This is a genomic window from Amycolatopsis sp. lyj-90 (genome assembly GCF_046549035.1).
Taxonomy (GTDB): domain Bacteria; phylum Actinomycetota; class Actinomycetes; order Mycobacteriales; family Pseudonocardiaceae; genus Amycolatopsis.
In genome coordinates this window covers 472,142-487,413 of sequence record NZ_JAJPWP010000006.1, presented here as the reverse complement: position 1 = coordinate 487,413, position 15,272 = coordinate 472,142, and the positions used below count along the sequence as shown (strand labels likewise).

Sequence of the window (15,272 nt, the reverse complement as noted above, 5' to 3'; positions counted from 1 at the left end):
GCGACGGCTGCCCAGGTCCCGGACAGCCCGGTCAAGGCCGTCGCCGCACCCCCTCGTCCGGCCAGGATCGAGCCGATGCCGCTGGGCACGCTGCTCGCCAGGGCGGGCGCGCGGCTCGTGGTGGGCGGTGACGACTACCCGTCCGCGGCCGAGCTGACGGTCACGGGAAGCACGCTTCGCGCGCAGCACGTCCTCCCCGGAGACCTCTTCGCCGCGCTTCCCGGTGCCCGCGCCCACGGCGCGGACTTCAGCGACCAGGCCATCGCCTCCGGCGCGGCCGCGGTGCTCACCGACGAGGCGGGCGCCGGGCGTCCGGTGCTCCGTGACGCCGGCGTGCCGATCCTGGTGCACCCGGACCCGCGGGCGGCGCTCGGCGAGATCGCCGCCTGGATCTACGGCGAGCCGTCGCTGGAGCTGTCCGTCCTCGGTATCACCGGGACGTCCGGCAAGACCACGACCTCGTACCTGGTCGACGCCGGGCTCAAGGCGGCCGGGCTCACCACCGGGCTGATCGGCACGGTCGAGACCCGGATCGCGGGCGAGCGGCTGGCCAGCGGGTTCACCACCCCCGAGGCGCCGGATCTGCAGGCGCTCCTGGCGGTGATGGTGGAGCGCGGGGTCACGCACGTCCCGATGGAGGTCTCCAGCCACGCGCTGTCGCTGGGCCGGGTCAACGGCACGCGCTTCGCGGTCGGTGCCTTCACCAACCTCTCCCAGGATCACCTGGACTTCCACAAGGACATGGAGGAGTACTTCGCCGCCAAGTCGCTGCTGTTCGACGGCCGCTCCACCGCCGAGGTGGTCGTCGTCGACAGCGCCTGGGGCCACGCACTCCTCACCCCGCACACGGTGACCGTCTCCACCGAGCCGGGAACGGACGCGCTGTGGCGCGCCACCGACCTGACGCCCACCCCGGCGGGGGAGCAGACCTTCACCCTTCACGGCCCCGGCGGTCTCGCCGCTTCGGCGAAGATCCCGCTGCCGGGTGAGTTCAACGTGGCGAACGCCGTCCTCGCGGCCGCGATCCTCGACACCGCCGGTGTCCCGCTCGAAGCCATCGTCGCCGGGCTCGCCTCGGTCGAGGTGCCGGGCCGGATGGAGCGGGTCTACCTCGGCCAGCCCTTCACCGCGGTGGTCGACTACGCGCACAAGCCCGCCGCGGTCGCGCAGGGGCTCGACGCGCTGCGTGCCCGCACCGAGGGCCGGATCATCACCGTCCTCGGCTGCGGCGGCGACCGTGACACCGCGAAGCGCCCGGTGATGGGCGAGGCGGCGGTCCGGCGCAGCGAGGTGCTGATCGTGACCGACGACAACCCGCGCTCGGAGGATCCGGCCGCGATCCGGGCGGCCATGCTGGCCGGTGCCCGCAACGCCGGACCGGCGCTGGGCGGCGAGATCCTCGAGATCGCCGACCGCCGGGAAGCCATCGTCCACGCGGTCGAGCTCGCCCGCCCCGGGGACATCGTGCTCATCGCGGGCAAGGGCCACGAGACCGGCCAGGAGGTCCAGGGTGTCGTGCACCCGTTCTCCGACCGGGACGAGCTCGCCTCCGCCATCCGCAGACGTCTGGAGACAGTGTGATCGTGCTCAGCCTCGCCGAGATCGCCGGCATCGTCGGCGGCAGGCTGCATCGGACCGACGGCACCGCCGAGGTCACCGGAAGCGTCGAATTCGACACCCGCGAGATCACGCCAGGTGGCCTGTTCATCGCGCTGCCCGGTGCCAAGGTCGACGGCCATGACTTCGCCGCGAGGGCCGTCGAGTCCGGCGCCGTCGCGGTGCTCGCGGCCCGCGAGGTCGACGCCCCGGCCGTGATCGTGCCCCCGCTCGACGCCGGTGTCGCCCATGATCGGGCGTTCGCGCTGGTCTCGGACAAGGACGGAGCGGGCGCCGCGGTGCTGGCCGCGCTGGCCAAGCTCGCCCGCCACGTGATCCAGAAGCTTTCCAGTGACCACCTGACCGTCGTCGGGGTCACCGGTTCGGCGGGCAAGACCTCGACCAAGGACATCATCGCCCAGCTGCTGGAGCCGCTCGGCCCGACGGTCGCGCCGCCGGGATCGTTCAACAACGAGCTGGGCCACCCCTGGACAGCGCTGCGGGCCGACGCCTCGACCCGGCAGCTGGTGCTCGAGCTGTCCGCCCGCGGGCCCGGCCACATCGCCGAGCTGGCGGCCATCGCGCCGCCGCGGATCGGGGTCGTGCTCAACGTCGGCACCGCGCACGTCGGCGAGTTCGGCTCGCGCGAGGGCATCGCCAAGGGCAAGGGCGAGCTCGTGGAGGCGCTGCCGAGCGCGGAGGACGGCGGCGTCGCCGTGCTGAACCTCGACGACCCGTACGTCGCGGCGATGGCGAGCCGCACGAGCGCGCGGGTGGTGTTCGTCGGCGAGAGCGAGTCCGCGCAGGTCCGCGCCGTGGACATCACCCTCGACGGCGAAGCACGCCCGTCGTTCCGCCTGGTCACTCCGGAGGGCGAGGCGCCGGTGAAGCTCCCGCTCTACGGCGAGCACCAAGTCGGCAACGCGCTCAGCGCCGCCGCCGTGGCACTGGAAATGGGCTCGACGACCGAGGAGATCGCGGCGCGTCTGTCGGGCCTCGAGCGGCGCTCGGACCGCCGCATGGAGGTCAGCACCCGGGCCGACGGCGTCACGGTGCTCAACGACTCGTTCAACGCCAGCCCCGAGTCGATGCGGGCCGCCCTCAAGGCACTCGCGTCGATGAGCGAGCAGCGCCGCTCCTGGGCGGTGCTCGGTGTGATGGGCGACCTCGGCGAGGACTCGGTCGCGGCGCACGACGGCATCGGCAGGCTCGTCGTCCGGCTCAACATCGACAAGCTCGTGGTCATCGGACAGGCCGCCGCGGCCACGCACCAGGGCGCGCAGCAGGAGGGTTCCTGGGGCGAGGAGTCGGTACTGGTACCCGACGTCGAGGCCGCCATCGCCCTGCTGCATGATCAGCTCCGCGCGGGCGACGTGGTGCTGGTGAAGGCGTCCAAGGCCGCCGCGCTGTGGAGGGTGGCCGACGCCGTGCTCGCCTCTCCCGCAACGAACGTTGAAACCCCTGAAGTAGCCCCTTCCCCCTCTCAAGAACGCTCGAACGGTGGTGACGCGTGATCAGCATCCTGATCGCGGCCGCGGCGGGCCTGCTGGTCTCCATCCTCCTCACTCCCTATCTGATCCGGGTCTTCTCCCGGCAGGGCTTCGGCCAGGAGATCCGGGAGGAAGGACCGCAGGGACACAAATCCAAGCGCGGTACCCCGACGATGGGTGGTGTCGCGATCATCGTCGCGATGGTCGTCGGGTATTTCGTGGCTCATCTGATCAGCTCGCTCAGCGGCGGCAACGGCACCGGCGGCCCGTCCGCTTCGGGCCTGCTGGTCCTCGCGCTGGCGGTGGGTCTCGGGATCGTCGGATTCCTCGACGACTTCATCAAGATCCGCAAGCAGCGCAACCTCGGGCTGAACAAGACCGCGAAACTCGTCGGCCAGCTGGTGGTCACGATCGGATTCGCGATCCTGGCGCTGCAGTTCGCCGACGAGCGCGGGCTGACCCCGGCGTCGGAGAGCCTGTCCTACGTGCGGGACCTCGCGCTGATCACCTTCCCGTCGGTGTTCTTCGTGATCTTCTGCTACATCGTCATCTCGGGCTGGTCGAACGCGGTGAACTTCACCGACGGCCTCGACGGTCTCGCGGGCGGCACCGCGGCGATGGTGCTGGCGACCTACGTCGTCATCGCCTTCTGGCAGACCCGCCTCTCGTGCGCGGTCACCCCGCAGGCCGCCTGCTACGACGTCCGTGACCCGCTGGACCTGGCCGTGGTGGCCGCGGCGGCGACCGGTGCCTGTGTCGGGTTCCTCTGGTGGAACGCGGCACCGGCGAAGATCTTCATGGGCGACACCGGTTCGCTGGCCCTCGGTGGCCTCGTCGCCGGTCTGTCGATGACCACCCGCACCGAACTGCTCGCCATCGTCATCGGCGGTCTGTTCATGGTCGAGATGATCTCGGTGGTCGCGCAGATCGCGGTGTTCCGCACGACCCGGCGGCGGCTGTTCCGGATGGCCCCGTTCCATCACCACTTCGAACTCGCGGGCTGGGCGGAGACCACGGTCATCATCCGGTTCTGGCTGCTCTCGGCCATCTGCTGCATGTTCGGTCTCGGCCTGTTCTACAGCGAACAGCTCGGTCTCGGGGGTTAAGCGGTGCCGTCAGTGTCGCTTGATGGCCGCCACGTCCTCGTCGCCGGCGCCGGGGTCACCGGCAAGTCGATCGTCCCCGTCCTGCGGGAGCTGGGCGCGCGGATCACCGTCACCGACGGCAACGCCGAACGGCTGGCGGAGCTCGAAGGCCTCGGCGCCGAGCTGGTGCCCGGCCTGACGGAGCCGCCCGAAGGTGTCGAGCTGGTCGTGACCAGCCCCGGCTGGAAGCCGACGTCGCCGTTGCTGGTGGCGGCGGCCGAGGCGGGGATCGAAGTGATCGGCGACGTCGAGCTGGCGTGGCGCGTCGGGCAACTGCGCGACAAGCCGCCGGTGTGGCTCGCGATCACCGGCACCAACGGCAAGACCACCACGGTCGGGATGCTGGAGTCGATCCTGCGTGCCGCCGGGGTCGACGCCGTGGCCTGCGGGAACGTCGGCTTCGCGGTACTCGACGCGGTGCGCGCCGGGCACGAGGTGCTCGCCGTGGAGCTGTCGAGCTTCCAGCTGCACTGGTCGTCCACGCTGGCCCCGCTCGCCTCGGTGGTGCTGAACCTGGCCGAGGACCACCTCGACTGGCACGGCTCGATGGAGGAGTACGCGGCCGCGAAGGGGCGGGTCCACACCCACTCCCGGAACGTGGTGCACAACCTCCACGAGGAGTGGTCCATCCGGCTCGCCGACGAGCACGCGCCCGCGGACGCCCGCCGGGTCGCCTTCGGCATGGACACCCCGCGGCCGGGCGAACTCGGGATCGTGGAAGACCTGCTGGTCGACCGCGCTTTCGTCGCCGAACCGGCGACCAGCGCCGACGAACTCGGCACCCTGGCCGACGTCCGACCCGCCGGACCGCACAACGTCTCCAACGCGCTCGCCGCGGCCGCGCTGGCCCGCGCGTACGGCGTCAGCGGCGAGGACGTCGCCAAGGGCCTGCGCGAGTACCGCCCCGCCCCGCACCGCGCCGAGGAGATCGGCGAGATCGACGGCGTCCGGTACATCAACGACTCCAAGGCGACCAACCCGCACGCGGCGAGTGGATCACTGCGCGCGCATCTGAACGTCGTCTGGATCGCCGGTGGCCAGCTCAAGGGCGCTTCCGTGGACGAGCTCGTCGGCTCGATCGCCGGCAGGCTCCGCGGGGTCGTGCTGTTCGGCGTGGATTCACCCGTGATCGCCGCCGCTGTTGCGCGACACGCGCCGGATGTCCCGGTCGACAGCCTCCCTTCGGGTGACGATGACACCATGACTGCGGCGGTGAAGGCGGCCCGCGCCCTGGCGCGCCCTGGAGATGTGGTGCTGCTGGCCCCCGCCGCGGCGTCGTTGGACATGTACTCGAGCTACGGCGCACGCGGCGACGCGTTCGCGAGCGCGGTCCGTGTCCTGCGCGACGGTGCGGGGGAGACCAGTGACGGCGGTTGAGGAAAAAAAGGGTCAGCCTGCCCCACGGCAGCGCAAGTCTCGTGACGGGCGTGAGCGCAAGGAAAGCCCGTTCGTCGCCTTCCGCACCGCGCTGACGGCGTGGCTTTCGCGGCCGCTCGCCTCGTTCCACCTGGTGCTGGCGCTCACCGGCGTGCTGACCGTGATCGGCGTCGTGATGGTGCTGTCCGCGTCCTCGGTCGCGTCCTACAACCCGAAGACCGGCACCGGCGTGTACGCCCAGTTCAGCAAGCACATCATGTTCGTCGCGATCGGCGCGGTGGTGTTCTGGGTCGGGCTGCGGATCCCGCTGGAACGCGTCCGGCGGCTGTCGGCGACGGCGACCGTGGTCTGCCTCGGGCTGCTCGTGCTGGTGCTGACCCCGCTCGGGTCCGAGGTCAACGGCTCGCAGGGCTGGTTCCGGCTCGGCGGATTCGCCTTCCAGCCGGTCGAGGCGGCCAAGGTCGCGCTCGCCTTCTGGGGCGCGCACATCCTGGTGATCAAGTACAACATCATCAACCAGTGGCGGCATCTGCTCGTCCCGGTCGTGCCGATCGCGCTGCTGATGTTCGCGCTGGTCATGATGCAGCCCGACCTCGGCGGCACGATCACCCTCGCGGTGGTGCTGCTGGCCCTGCTGTGGTTCGCGGGCGCGCCGAAACGGCTGTTCGGCGTCATCCTCGCGGGTGGTCTCGCCGGGATCCTGGTGCTGGCCATCATCGCGCCGTACCGGCTCGCGCGGGTCATGTCGTTCGTCTCCGGCGACCCGGACACCAGCGCGGACGGCTTCCAGGCCAACCAGGCGAAACTCGCGCTCGCCGACGGCGGGATGTTCGGCAAGGGCCTCGGTCAGGGCCAGTCCAACTGGGGCTACCTGCCGAACGTGCAGAACGACTTCATCTTCGCCCTGATCGGCGAGGAACTCGGCTTCATCGGCTGCGTGGTGGTGCTGGGGCTGTTCGCCGGGGTCGCCGTCGTCGGCCTGCGGATCGCCACCCGGAACCTCGACCCGTGGATCCGCATCGTCGCCGGCACACTGACCGTTTTCCTGGTCGCGCAGGCGGGTATCAACATCGGGTACGTCGTCGGCCTGCTGCCGGTCACCGGGGTCACGCTGCCGTTGATCTCCTACGGCGGAACTTCGCTGGTGATCACCATGCTCATCATGGGGATCCTCGCCAACGCCGCCCGGCACGAACCGGAGGCGGTGGCCGCACTGCGCTCGCAGGGGCCGGGTAAATTCGGACGCCTGCTGAGGCTTCCCGCGCCCGAGCCGTACCGCCCGCCCGCCAAGCGCAAGGGCAGCGCGGCCAGGAGCGTCGCCGCCAAGGCGGCGAGGCCCGCGCCGAGGACGGCGAGGCCTTCGCCCGCCCAGGAACGGCGCCGTTCGGTGCGGGAACCCGGCAGGCGGACGGCCGCGCGAACGGCAGTGAACCGCGGTACCGCGAAACGGGGTACCGCAAACCGGAGAGGTCATAGGTGAACAACCCCGTTAGGGCCGACGCCGCAGCCGAGGTCGCGGGCAAGGCGCCGGTGGTCGTGGTCGCCGGCGGCGGCACCGCAGGACACATCGAACCCGCTCTCGCCCTCGCCGACGCGGTGATGCGCCTGCGTCCCGACGCGAAGGTGATCGCGCTGGGGACCGAGCGCGGGCTGGAGAACAAGCTGGTCCCGGCACGCGGCTACCCGCTCGAGCTGATCCCCCCGGTGCCGATGCCGCGCAAGCCGACTCCCGAGCTGCTGAAGATGCCGATGAAGGTCCGCGACTCGGTCAAGCGCACCCGGGAAATCCTGGAGCGGGTCGGCGCGGACGTCGTCGTCGGCTTCGGTGGTTACGTCGCGCTCCCGGCGTATCTCGCCGCGCGCGGGCGCACGCCGATCGTGGTGCACGAGGCCAACGAGAAGCCGGGCCTGGCGAACAAGGTCGGCGCGCGGTTCGCCGTCCGCGTCGCCGTCGCCGTCCCGGGGACGCCGCTGGCGAAGGCCGAGGTCATCGGCATCCCGCTGCGGCGCTCCATCACCTCGCTCGACCGGGCCGCGCTGCGCGCCGAGGCCCGTGAATTCTTCGGGCTCGACCCCGACGCCCCCACGCTGCTGGTCTTCGGCGGCTCTCAGGGCGCGGTGTCGATCAACGGCGCCGTCTCCGGCGCGGCCAAGGAGTTCGCGGACGCCGGCGTCGGCGTCCTGCACGCCCACGGGCCGAAGAACACGCTGGTCGTCCAGGAGTTCCCCGGAAGGCCCGCCTACGTCCCGGTGCCGTACCTGGAGCGCATGGACCTGGCCTACGCCGCCGCCGACGCGGTGCTGTGCCGCTCCGGCGCGATGACCGTCGCCGAGGTCTCCGCGGTCGGCCTGCCCGCGGTGTTCGTCCCGCTGCCCTACGGCAACGGCGAACAGGCGGGCAACGCCCGTCCCGCGGTCGACGCGGGTGCCGGGCTGATGCTCGACGACGCCGACCTCAGCCCCGCCAAGGTCGCGGAGCTGGTGATCCCCCTGGTGACCGACGCCGACAGGGTCGCGAAGATGAGTGCGGCCGCGGTCGGCCTCGGCCACCGTGAAGCCGACGAGACCCTTGCCAAGATCGTGCTGGAGGCCGCCGGTGCCTGACACTGGGTTTGATCAAGAGCTGCCCGACACGCTGACGCGTGCCCACCTGATCGGGATCGGCGGCGCCGGGATGAGCGGCATCGCCCGCATCCTGCTGGCCCGCGGTGCCCAGGTCTCCGGTTCCGACGCCAAGGAGTCGCGCGCGTTCCTGTCGCTGCGGGCCCAGGGCGCCGAGATCGCCGTCGGCCAGGCTCCCGAGAACCTCGACGCGTTCCCCGAAGGCCCGTCCTCGGTGATCATGTCGACCGCGATCAAGGAGACCAACCCGGAACTGGTGGCCGCGCGGGAACGCGGCATCACCGTGCTGCACCGTGCGCAGGCGCTGGCCGGGCTGATGGAGGGTCACCGGGTCGCGTGCATCGCCGGGACGCACGGCAAGACGTCGACGACGTCGATGCTGACCGTCGCGCTGCAGCACTGCCATCTCGACCCCTCGTTCGCCATCGGCGGCGACCTCAACGAGTCGGGCGCGAACGCGCACCACGGCGAGGGTGGCGTCTTCGTCGCCGAGGCCGACGAGAGCGACGGGTCGTTCCTGGCCTACTCGCCGTCGGTCGCCGTGGTGACCAACGTCGAGCCGGACCACCTGGACCACCACGGCACCGCCGAGGCGTACGTCTCGGTGTTCACCGACTTCCTCGGCCGGATCGCGCCGGGCGGGCTGCTCATCGTCTGCGGTGACGACGAGGGGGCCGACGCGCTGGGTGCGCGGGCCTCGGCGCGGGGCATCCGCGTCCGCCGCTACGGGCGTTCGGTCACCGGCGCGGACGACGCCCGGATCCTGGACTTCGCGCCCGCACCGGACGGTGGCGTAGTCCGGATCTCTTTGCAGGGCGAGGAGATCACTCTCCGGGTCGCGGTGCCGGGCGAGCACATGGCGCTGAACGCGATCGCGGCCCTGCTGGCCGGGATCGAGCTGGGCGCGCCCGTCGAGGGACTGGCCGAAGGGCTCGCCGCGTTCGGCGGCGTCCGGCGGCGGTTCGAGTTCAAGGGCCGCTCGGGCGACGTCCGGGTGTACGACGACTACGCGCACCACCCGACCGAGGTCGACGCGCAGCTGCGCGCGGTGCGGACGGCCGCGGGCACGGGCCGGGTCATCGTGGTCTTCCAGCCGCATCTGTACTCGCGCACGAAGACGTTCTCGAAGGAGTTCGCGGCCGCGCTGTCGCTGGCCGACGAGGTCGTCGTGCTGGACGTCTTCGGCGCGCGCGAGAAACCGGAACCCGGGGTGAGCGGCGCGCTCATCGCCGACCAGATCTCCGGCACCCCCGTGCACTACCAGCCCGCGTTCGACGTCGCGGCGAAGCTCGCGGCGGACCTGGTCAAACCCGGCGACCTGCTGGTGACCATGGGCGCCGGCGACGTCACGCAGCTCGGCCCCGAGATCCTGGCCGAGCTGGACCGGCGGGCGGGCTAGCGATGACATCGGCCGGCGGGCAGCCATGACACAGACCGGGGAACGCCGCCGCCCGGCCGAACCCGGTCGGCGTCCGAGCAGGGACCGGACCGGGGCCGACCGGGCTCGCCGGGCGAAGGCCCGGCGCGGCAAGCGGTCCGTCCAGGACCGCCGCCGCACCACCCGGCCGGTCAAGCGCAGGGAGATCCGGCGGCGCTGGGTCGCGCTGCTTTCGGTGCTGACCGTCGTCGCGCTCGTCTACCTGCTGTGGTTCAGCTCGATGCTGGGCGTGCAGCAGGTGGACGTCGTCGGCGCGAGTTCCGTGCCCGCGGACCAGATCCGCGGCACGGCGGCGGTGCCGGACCAGAAGCCGATGCTGCGCCTGGACACCGACGAGATCCGCGACCGGGTGGCGCAGATGCCCGGTATCGCCACCGTCGACGTCTCCCGGTCCTGGCCGAGCACCCTCGAGATCACCGTGACCGAACGTGCCGCGATCGCGTTCTTCGACAGCGGGCCCGGCGGCGACGGGGTGCACCTCGTCGACGGCGGGGGAGTGGTGTTCAAGACGGTCAAGGAACGGCCCGCGGGGCTGCCCGAGCTCAAGCTGCCGTCGGTCTCGGCCGACGACCCGGTGACCCGCGCGGTGACCGGCGTCCTCGGCGTGATCCCGCTGCAGTTGCTCAAGCAGGTCACCACCGCGACGGCGAAGACTCCCGGCAGCGTCGAGTTCGCGCTGGCCGACGGGAAGACCGTGCGGTGGGGGACCCCGGCCGACACCGAACGCAAGGCGAAGGTCCTCGCCGCGCTGCTCACGCGCGAGGGGAAGGTCTTCGACGTCTCGGCCCCGGACCTGCCCACCGTCTCCTGACGCGTTTAGTCCTCTAGTTGCGGTTGTTCGCGTTGCCAACTACCGCAACCAGAGGACGAAACGCGGGGTGGGTCAGGGAGTGACCAGGGCTTCGATGCCGTCCAGCATGCGCTCCAGGCCGAACGTGAAGCTTTCGTCGGCGGCTTCGCAGGTCTCGGAGTCGTACCCGCCGCTTTCCCACATCCGTGTCATCGCCGGATGCCGCTCGACGTCGAAGTACTTCTCCCAGAACACCGACCGCTGCCCCCACCAGGCGTCGGTCGACTGCCCGGTCTCCTGCTCGACCTGGGCGGTCTCGGCCGACAGCGCCGCGTTCGCCTGGACGTAGATCTCGATGCTGTTCGCCGCGGCCGCGGCCTTGCGCGGCGGCAGCCCGATGTCCGACACCGCCGCGATCAGGTACTCCTGACCCGCCATCAGCCCGGGTCCGAGCACCGGCCGCACCATCGACGTCGAGCGCAGCCACGGATGCGCCCGGAACACGGCCAGGGTGCGCTCCGCGTACAGCCGCACCTGCTCACGCCAGCCGTCCGGCCGTGGCTCGCCGGGGCCGGGGAGGTCCCGTCCGGCGAACACCGAGTCCACCATGAGGTCGAGCAGTTCGGTCTTGCCGGGGACGTAGGTGTAGAGCGTCATCGTGCCGACGTCGAGTTCCTTGGCGATCTGGCTCATCGACACGGTCGCCTCGCCCGCGCCGTCGGCGAGCGCGATGGCGGTGGAGATCACCTGGTCGAGGGTCAGTTTCGGCTTCCGCCCCCTGGCCGGCTGCCGGGCGTCGCCGCGGTCACGCCACAACAGATCGAGGCTGCGCTCGACGTCCATCCACACTCCACTCGGCCGTGAAGCTGGATTCTACATTCTCGTATGCGGTACGGTTAAACTATTACCGTAGGACGTACGAAAAGGAGTGGGGAATCGTGACGATCCTGGTGACCGGTGCGACCGGAAGCGTCGGCAGGCTGCTGGTCGACGAACTGGTGAAGGCCGGGGCGCCGGTACGGGCGCTGACCGTCAACCCGGTGAAGGCGGCGCTGCCGGAACAGGTGGAGGTCGCCAAGGGCTACCTGGGCAAGCCGGAGACTCTGCCCGAGGCCTTGAAGGGCATCGACACCGTGTACCTGGCGCCGCTGGCGGACACGGTGGACGACTTCGTGAAGCTGGCGAAGGAGGCCGGGGTGCGCCGGGTGGTGGCTCTGTCGGGCAGCAACGCCGACGACCCGTCGGAGGGCTCGAGCGGCGTGGCCTACGCGATCGTCGAGAAGGCCGTCCGGGAGGGAGGGTTCGACTGGACGTTCCTGCGGCCGGGCGCGTTCATGAACAACACGCTCGGCTGGGCGGAGACGATCAAGGCCGAGCGGGTGGTCCGCGAGGCCTACGCCGAAGCGCGGATGACGCCGATCGACCTCGGGGACATCGCCGCCGTCGCGGCGCACGTCATCCTGACCGAGGGGCACGACGGCAAGAAGCACACGCTGAGCGGGCCGACGGCGATCAGCCAGCGCGAACAGGTCGCCGCCATTTCGGCCGCGCTCGGCGAAGAAGTGGTCTTCCAAGAGCTCACCCGGGACGAGGCGAACCAGCAGTGGGCGGCCGCCGGGATCCCGGTGGAGATCGCGGAGTGGCTGCTCGACGGCTTCGCGTACTTCACCGAGAACCCCGACACGCCTACCGGCGTCGTCCAGGAGCTCACCGGTCGGCCCGGTGTCTCCTATGCGGAGTGGGCCGTGGCGAACGTCGAAGCGTTCCGCTGACGAAACGCGGGCGGTGGGCCCTCAGCGTGCCCGGCGGGGGAGGCGCGTCGGCAGTGGCGCGCCTCGTCGCGGCTGCTCCGTCGTCGCCTGAACGGGTGGCGGGGCAGACCGTTTCGGCTGGGGCAGCGGGGGCGGGCCCTGCGACTCGCGGGGCCAGGTGGGGGTGATCATCGCCTGCGCCCCGACCCGGCGGACCGGTAGCCCGTGCGTCTCGCGGGCGGGCAGGCCGGGCCAGATCTCGCTCGCCTCCTTGGCGGCGTCGTGGATCGCGGTGCCGTCGAGCGAGGTGCGCGTCTCCTCGATGTCGCGGTCGAGCCACTGGACGACGAACTCCAGCGGGCCGGCGGGCGGCAGCGGCCACAGGAAGATCTCGTGGTCGACGTGGAACGCCGAACCGCCCAGCCCTTGGGCACGCAGCACCGGCTGATCCGGTTTGGTGGCGGACGGCACGGAGATGGTCTCCGAACTGGCCCGGCGTCCGTCGGGGAAGAGCACCCCGACCAGCAGCGCGTTGTAGTCCGGGACCCGGCGGTGGTCGATCAGGCCCTCGCCGGGTTCGTCCAGCAGGAGATCCCGCGAGTACACCGACAGCTGGAAGGTCACCGCCTCCGGCCACACCTCGATGCCGCGCAGCGCCACGATGGTCCGTTCGGCGCGGCCCAGCGGCATCGACCAGGGCAGGATCGCCGGGACGATGTACTCGTGCGGCGAGTCCACCCAGGGGCGGCCGTTGTAGCCGAAGAGCTCCTGCTCCGGCACCGGGAACAAGGGACGGCTGCGCGGACCGTCCGCGAAGAAGCTCATCGCGGACCGGGTGGGGCGAACCTGGCTGACACGCCGTTCACGCAGTCAATGACCACCATGCGGTTCACGGTATCCGATGACCATGCCGGTACTGAACGGTTTCAACGCACCTTTCGCGTCACCCGAAGCCCCTGAGCCGCACTTTCGTGCCCTTCGGCACCTTGGTGCCCGGCTGCGGATCCTGCTGCAGGACGAAGTCGAAACCACCGTTTCCGCCGCCGTGACCGTTGCCGTTTCCTCGACCCTCACGGTCGGCGTCCAGCCCCGCCTGGCGCAGGATCTGGACCGCCTCCTCCATCCGCTTGAAGGTCACGTTGGGTACTTCGACGGCATTCGAAACGAACACGCCGATCCGGCGGTTGCTCGCCTTGCCGCCGCCCTTGGGGTCGGTGCGGGTCACCTGGCCGGCGGCGAGCTGATCGGAGAACTCCTCGCCCGCCTGGAACGGCTGGAAACCGGCCTGCTGCAGGATCTGGAAGGCGGCGTCCTTGGCCTGGCCCGTGACGTCCGGGACCGGCGGCAGCGGTTCGGGGCCCTTCGACAGGATGAGCGTGACCTGCCCGCCGATGTTCAGCTGGGAACCGGCGCTCGGGTCGACGCGGATCACCTTGCCCTTGGCGACGTCGCTGTACTCCTGCTCGCCCGGCACCGGGGTCAGCTGCGCGGCCTTGATCGCCGTCTCAGCGTCCTGCTGGCTCGTCCCGGCCTGGATGTCCGGCACGATCGGGCGGCCTTTGGACAGCACGACGTTGACCGTGGCGCCCGGCGCGAGCGACGTGCCCGCTCCCGGGTCGGACCGGATCACCGTGTGCTGCGCGGCGGTGTCGCTGTACTCCTCGGTGTAGGCCGGGGTCAGCTTCGCCGACCGGAGCGCGTCACCGGCGGCGGCCTGGTTCATCCCGGCCAGCTTCGGCACCGACGACGAGGTCGGGCCGGAGTCGTTGAGGATGAAGGCGAAGGCGCCGATCAGGCCGCCGAGGATCACCACCGCGGCCGCGATCATCAGATAGAGGCGTTTGCGCGACTGCGGTTCGTCGTCGTCCGCGGGCGGTTTGGGACGCGGGGGAGGCGTCCGGGGCGGCTGGGCGGCGGGGAACTGCGGCTCCCGGTGCAGCGCCTGCGTTCCGCGCGGCCCGGTGACCGGCATGGTCGCCTCGGCGACCGGGGTCAGCACCGTCGTCGCCATGGCGGGGTTCACCGCGGGGACGGCGGGGATGCCGGGGGTGGTGCGCTCGGCGTCGGTCTCCCGGTCGGAGTCCGCGGGCAGCGGCACGGGAACCGGGACGGCCGGGACGCCGAGGGCGGTGCGCAGGTGGTTCAGTTCGGCGAGGAACGCCGCGGCGTCGGGCGGGCGCTGCGCGGGGTCGCGCCGGGTGGCGCGCAGGATCAGCTCGTCCAGCATCGGCGGGAGGTCCGGGCGCAGTTCGCTCGGGCGCGGGACGTCGTCGTTGACGTGCCGGTACGCCACCGAGATCGCGGTGTCGCCGGTGTACGGCGCGCGTCCGGTGAGCATCTCGTACAGCAGGATCCCGGCCGAGTAGACGTCGCCGCTCGAGGTGGTCGCGCCGGTGGCGACCTGCTCGGGCGAGACGTAGGCGACGGTGCCGAGGATGACGCTCGAACTCGTGGTGCCCGCGCTCGCGATCGCGCGGACCAGGCCGAAGTCGCCCACCTTGACCACGCCGCCCGAAAGCGCCGTGCCGCCGCGGCCGATGAGCACGTTCTCCGGTTTGACGTCGCGGTGCACCAGTCCGGCGGCGTGCGCCGCGGCCAGCGCGGACAGCACCGGTTCGGTGATGCTCAGCGCGAGCGCGATGTCCAGTGGGCCGCGTTCGGCCAGCAGTTCGCGCAGGGTCCCGCCGTCGACGAGTTCCATCACCAGGAACGCGCGGCCGGACTCCTCCCCGCCGGGGGTGTCGAAGCCCTGGTCGTGCACCGCGACCACGTGGGGATGGTGCAGCCGGGCCGCCGAACGGGCTTCCCGTTCGAAGCGCTCGACGAAGGACCGGTCGTCGGCGAACCGCGGGTCCATGATCTTGATGGCGACCTGGCGGTCCAAGCGGGTGTCGACGCCGCGGTACACCGACGACATCCCACCGCGTGCGAGCAGCTTGTCCACCCGGTAGCGGCCCTCGAGCAGAGTGCCCACCAGAGTGGGGTCCGTGCGTGTCACGGCTATGGATCGTACGGAAGTGCCCATGTTCTGGTGTACGGGACCTGGCTCGCCGGGGATCACGA

The 15,272-nt window shown here is 71.3% G+C and carries 12 protein-coding genes; 9 read left to right on the top strand and 3 right to left on the bottom strand.

Annotated features, from left to right (window positions below; genetic code table 11):
- The first annotated feature begins 75 nt into the window (after positions 1–75).
- Genes ACLJPX_RS25545 through ACLJPX_RS25510 form a run of 8 tightly spaced genes read left to right on the top strand, consistent with a single transcriptional unit; the run spans position 76 to position 10,479 of the window.
- Positions 76–1,581, top strand: coding sequence for a UDP-N-acetylmuramoyl-L-alanyl-D-glutamate--2,6-diaminopimelate ligase (locus tag ACLJPX_RS25545; RefSeq protein ID WP_410602590.1), 1,506 nt, complete (start codon positions 76–78; stop codon positions 1,579–1,581).
- Positions 1,578–3,110 (top strand): UDP-N-acetylmuramoyl-tripeptide--D-alanyl-D-alanine ligase, encoded by a 1,533-nt coding sequence (locus tag ACLJPX_RS25540; RefSeq protein WP_410602319.1) that lies wholly within the window; start codon positions 1,578–1,580, stop codon positions 3,108–3,110. Before ACLJPX_RS25545 ends, ACLJPX_RS25540 begins: the two co-directional genes overlap by 4 nt.
- The gene (gene mraY / locus ACLJPX_RS25535; RefSeq protein WP_076154832.1) at positions 3,107–4,192 is read left to right on the top strand and encodes a phospho-N-acetylmuramoyl-pentapeptide-transferase; all 1,086 of its coding nucleotides are present in this window, start codon (positions 3,107–3,109) and stop codon (positions 4,190–4,192) included. Before ACLJPX_RS25540 ends, mraY begins: the two co-directional genes overlap by 4 nt.
- Before the next feature lie 12 nt (positions 4,193–4,204).
- The gene (murD, locus tag ACLJPX_RS25530) at positions 4,205–5,608 is read left to right on the top strand and encodes a UDP-N-acetylmuramoyl-L-alanine--D-glutamate ligase (RefSeq protein WP_410602317.1); all 1,404 of its coding nucleotides are present in this window, start codon (positions 4,205–4,207) and stop codon (positions 5,606–5,608) included.
- Positions 5,595–7,088: a putative lipid II flippase FtsW gene (gene ftsW / locus ACLJPX_RS25525; RefSeq protein WP_410602315.1), complete on the top strand. Its 1,494-nt coding sequence runs from the start codon at positions 5,595–5,597 to the stop codon at positions 7,086–7,088. The genes murD and ftsW overlap by 14 nt, the downstream gene beginning before the upstream one ends.
- Positions 7,085–8,212: an undecaprenyldiphospho-muramoylpentapeptide beta-N-acetylglucosaminyltransferase gene (murG, locus tag ACLJPX_RS25520; protein WP_410602313.1), complete on the top strand. Its 1,128-nt coding sequence runs from the start codon at positions 7,085–7,087 to the stop codon at positions 8,210–8,212. The genes ftsW and murG overlap by 4 nt, the downstream gene beginning before the upstream one ends.
- The gene (murC, locus tag ACLJPX_RS25515) at positions 8,205–9,629 is read left to right on the top strand and encodes a UDP-N-acetylmuramate--L-alanine ligase (RefSeq protein WP_410602311.1); all 1,425 of its coding nucleotides are present in this window, start codon (positions 8,205–8,207) and stop codon (positions 9,627–9,629) included. Before murG ends, murC begins: the two co-directional genes overlap by 8 nt.
- Before the next feature lie 25 nt (positions 9,630–9,654).
- On the top strand, positions 9,655–10,479 hold the full coding sequence (locus tag ACLJPX_RS25510) for a cell division protein FtsQ/DivIB (protein ID WP_410602309.1): 825 nt from the start codon (positions 9,655–9,657) through the stop codon (positions 10,477–10,479).
- 72 nt (positions 10,480–10,551) lie between these two features.
- On the opposite strand, the gene ACLJPX_RS25505 is transcribed toward ACLJPX_RS25510, so the two are convergent.
- Positions 10,552–11,301: a TetR/AcrR family transcriptional regulator gene (locus ACLJPX_RS25505; protein ID WP_410602307.1), complete on the bottom strand. Its 750-nt coding sequence runs from the start codon at positions 11,299–11,301 to the stop codon at positions 10,552–10,554.
- Positions 11,302–11,396: 95 nt separating this feature from the next.
- Here ACLJPX_RS25505 and ACLJPX_RS25500 point away from each other — a divergent pair, with 95 nt between their 5' ends.
- Positions 11,397–12,230 (top strand): NAD(P)H-binding protein, encoded by an 834-nt coding sequence (locus ACLJPX_RS25500; protein ID WP_410602305.1) that lies wholly within the window; start codon positions 11,397–11,399, stop codon positions 12,228–12,230.
- A 21-nt stretch (positions 12,231–12,251) separates the two neighbouring features.
- Here the strand turns inward: ACLJPX_RS25500 and ACLJPX_RS25495 are convergent, their stop codons facing one another.
- Together ACLJPX_RS25495 and ACLJPX_RS25490 are read right to left on the bottom strand one after the other, a co-directional pair.
- The gene (locus ACLJPX_RS25495) at positions 12,252–13,034 is read right to left on the bottom strand and encodes a hypothetical protein (protein ID WP_101606352.1); all 783 of its coding nucleotides are present in this window, start codon (positions 13,032–13,034) and stop codon (positions 12,252–12,254) included.
- 118 nt (positions 13,035–13,152) lie between these two features.
- Positions 13,153–15,207: a PASTA domain-containing protein gene (locus ACLJPX_RS25490; protein ID WP_410602303.1), complete on the bottom strand. Its 2,055-nt coding sequence runs from the start codon at positions 15,205–15,207 to the stop codon at positions 13,153–13,155.
- Positions 15,208–15,272 lie beyond the last annotated feature (65 nt).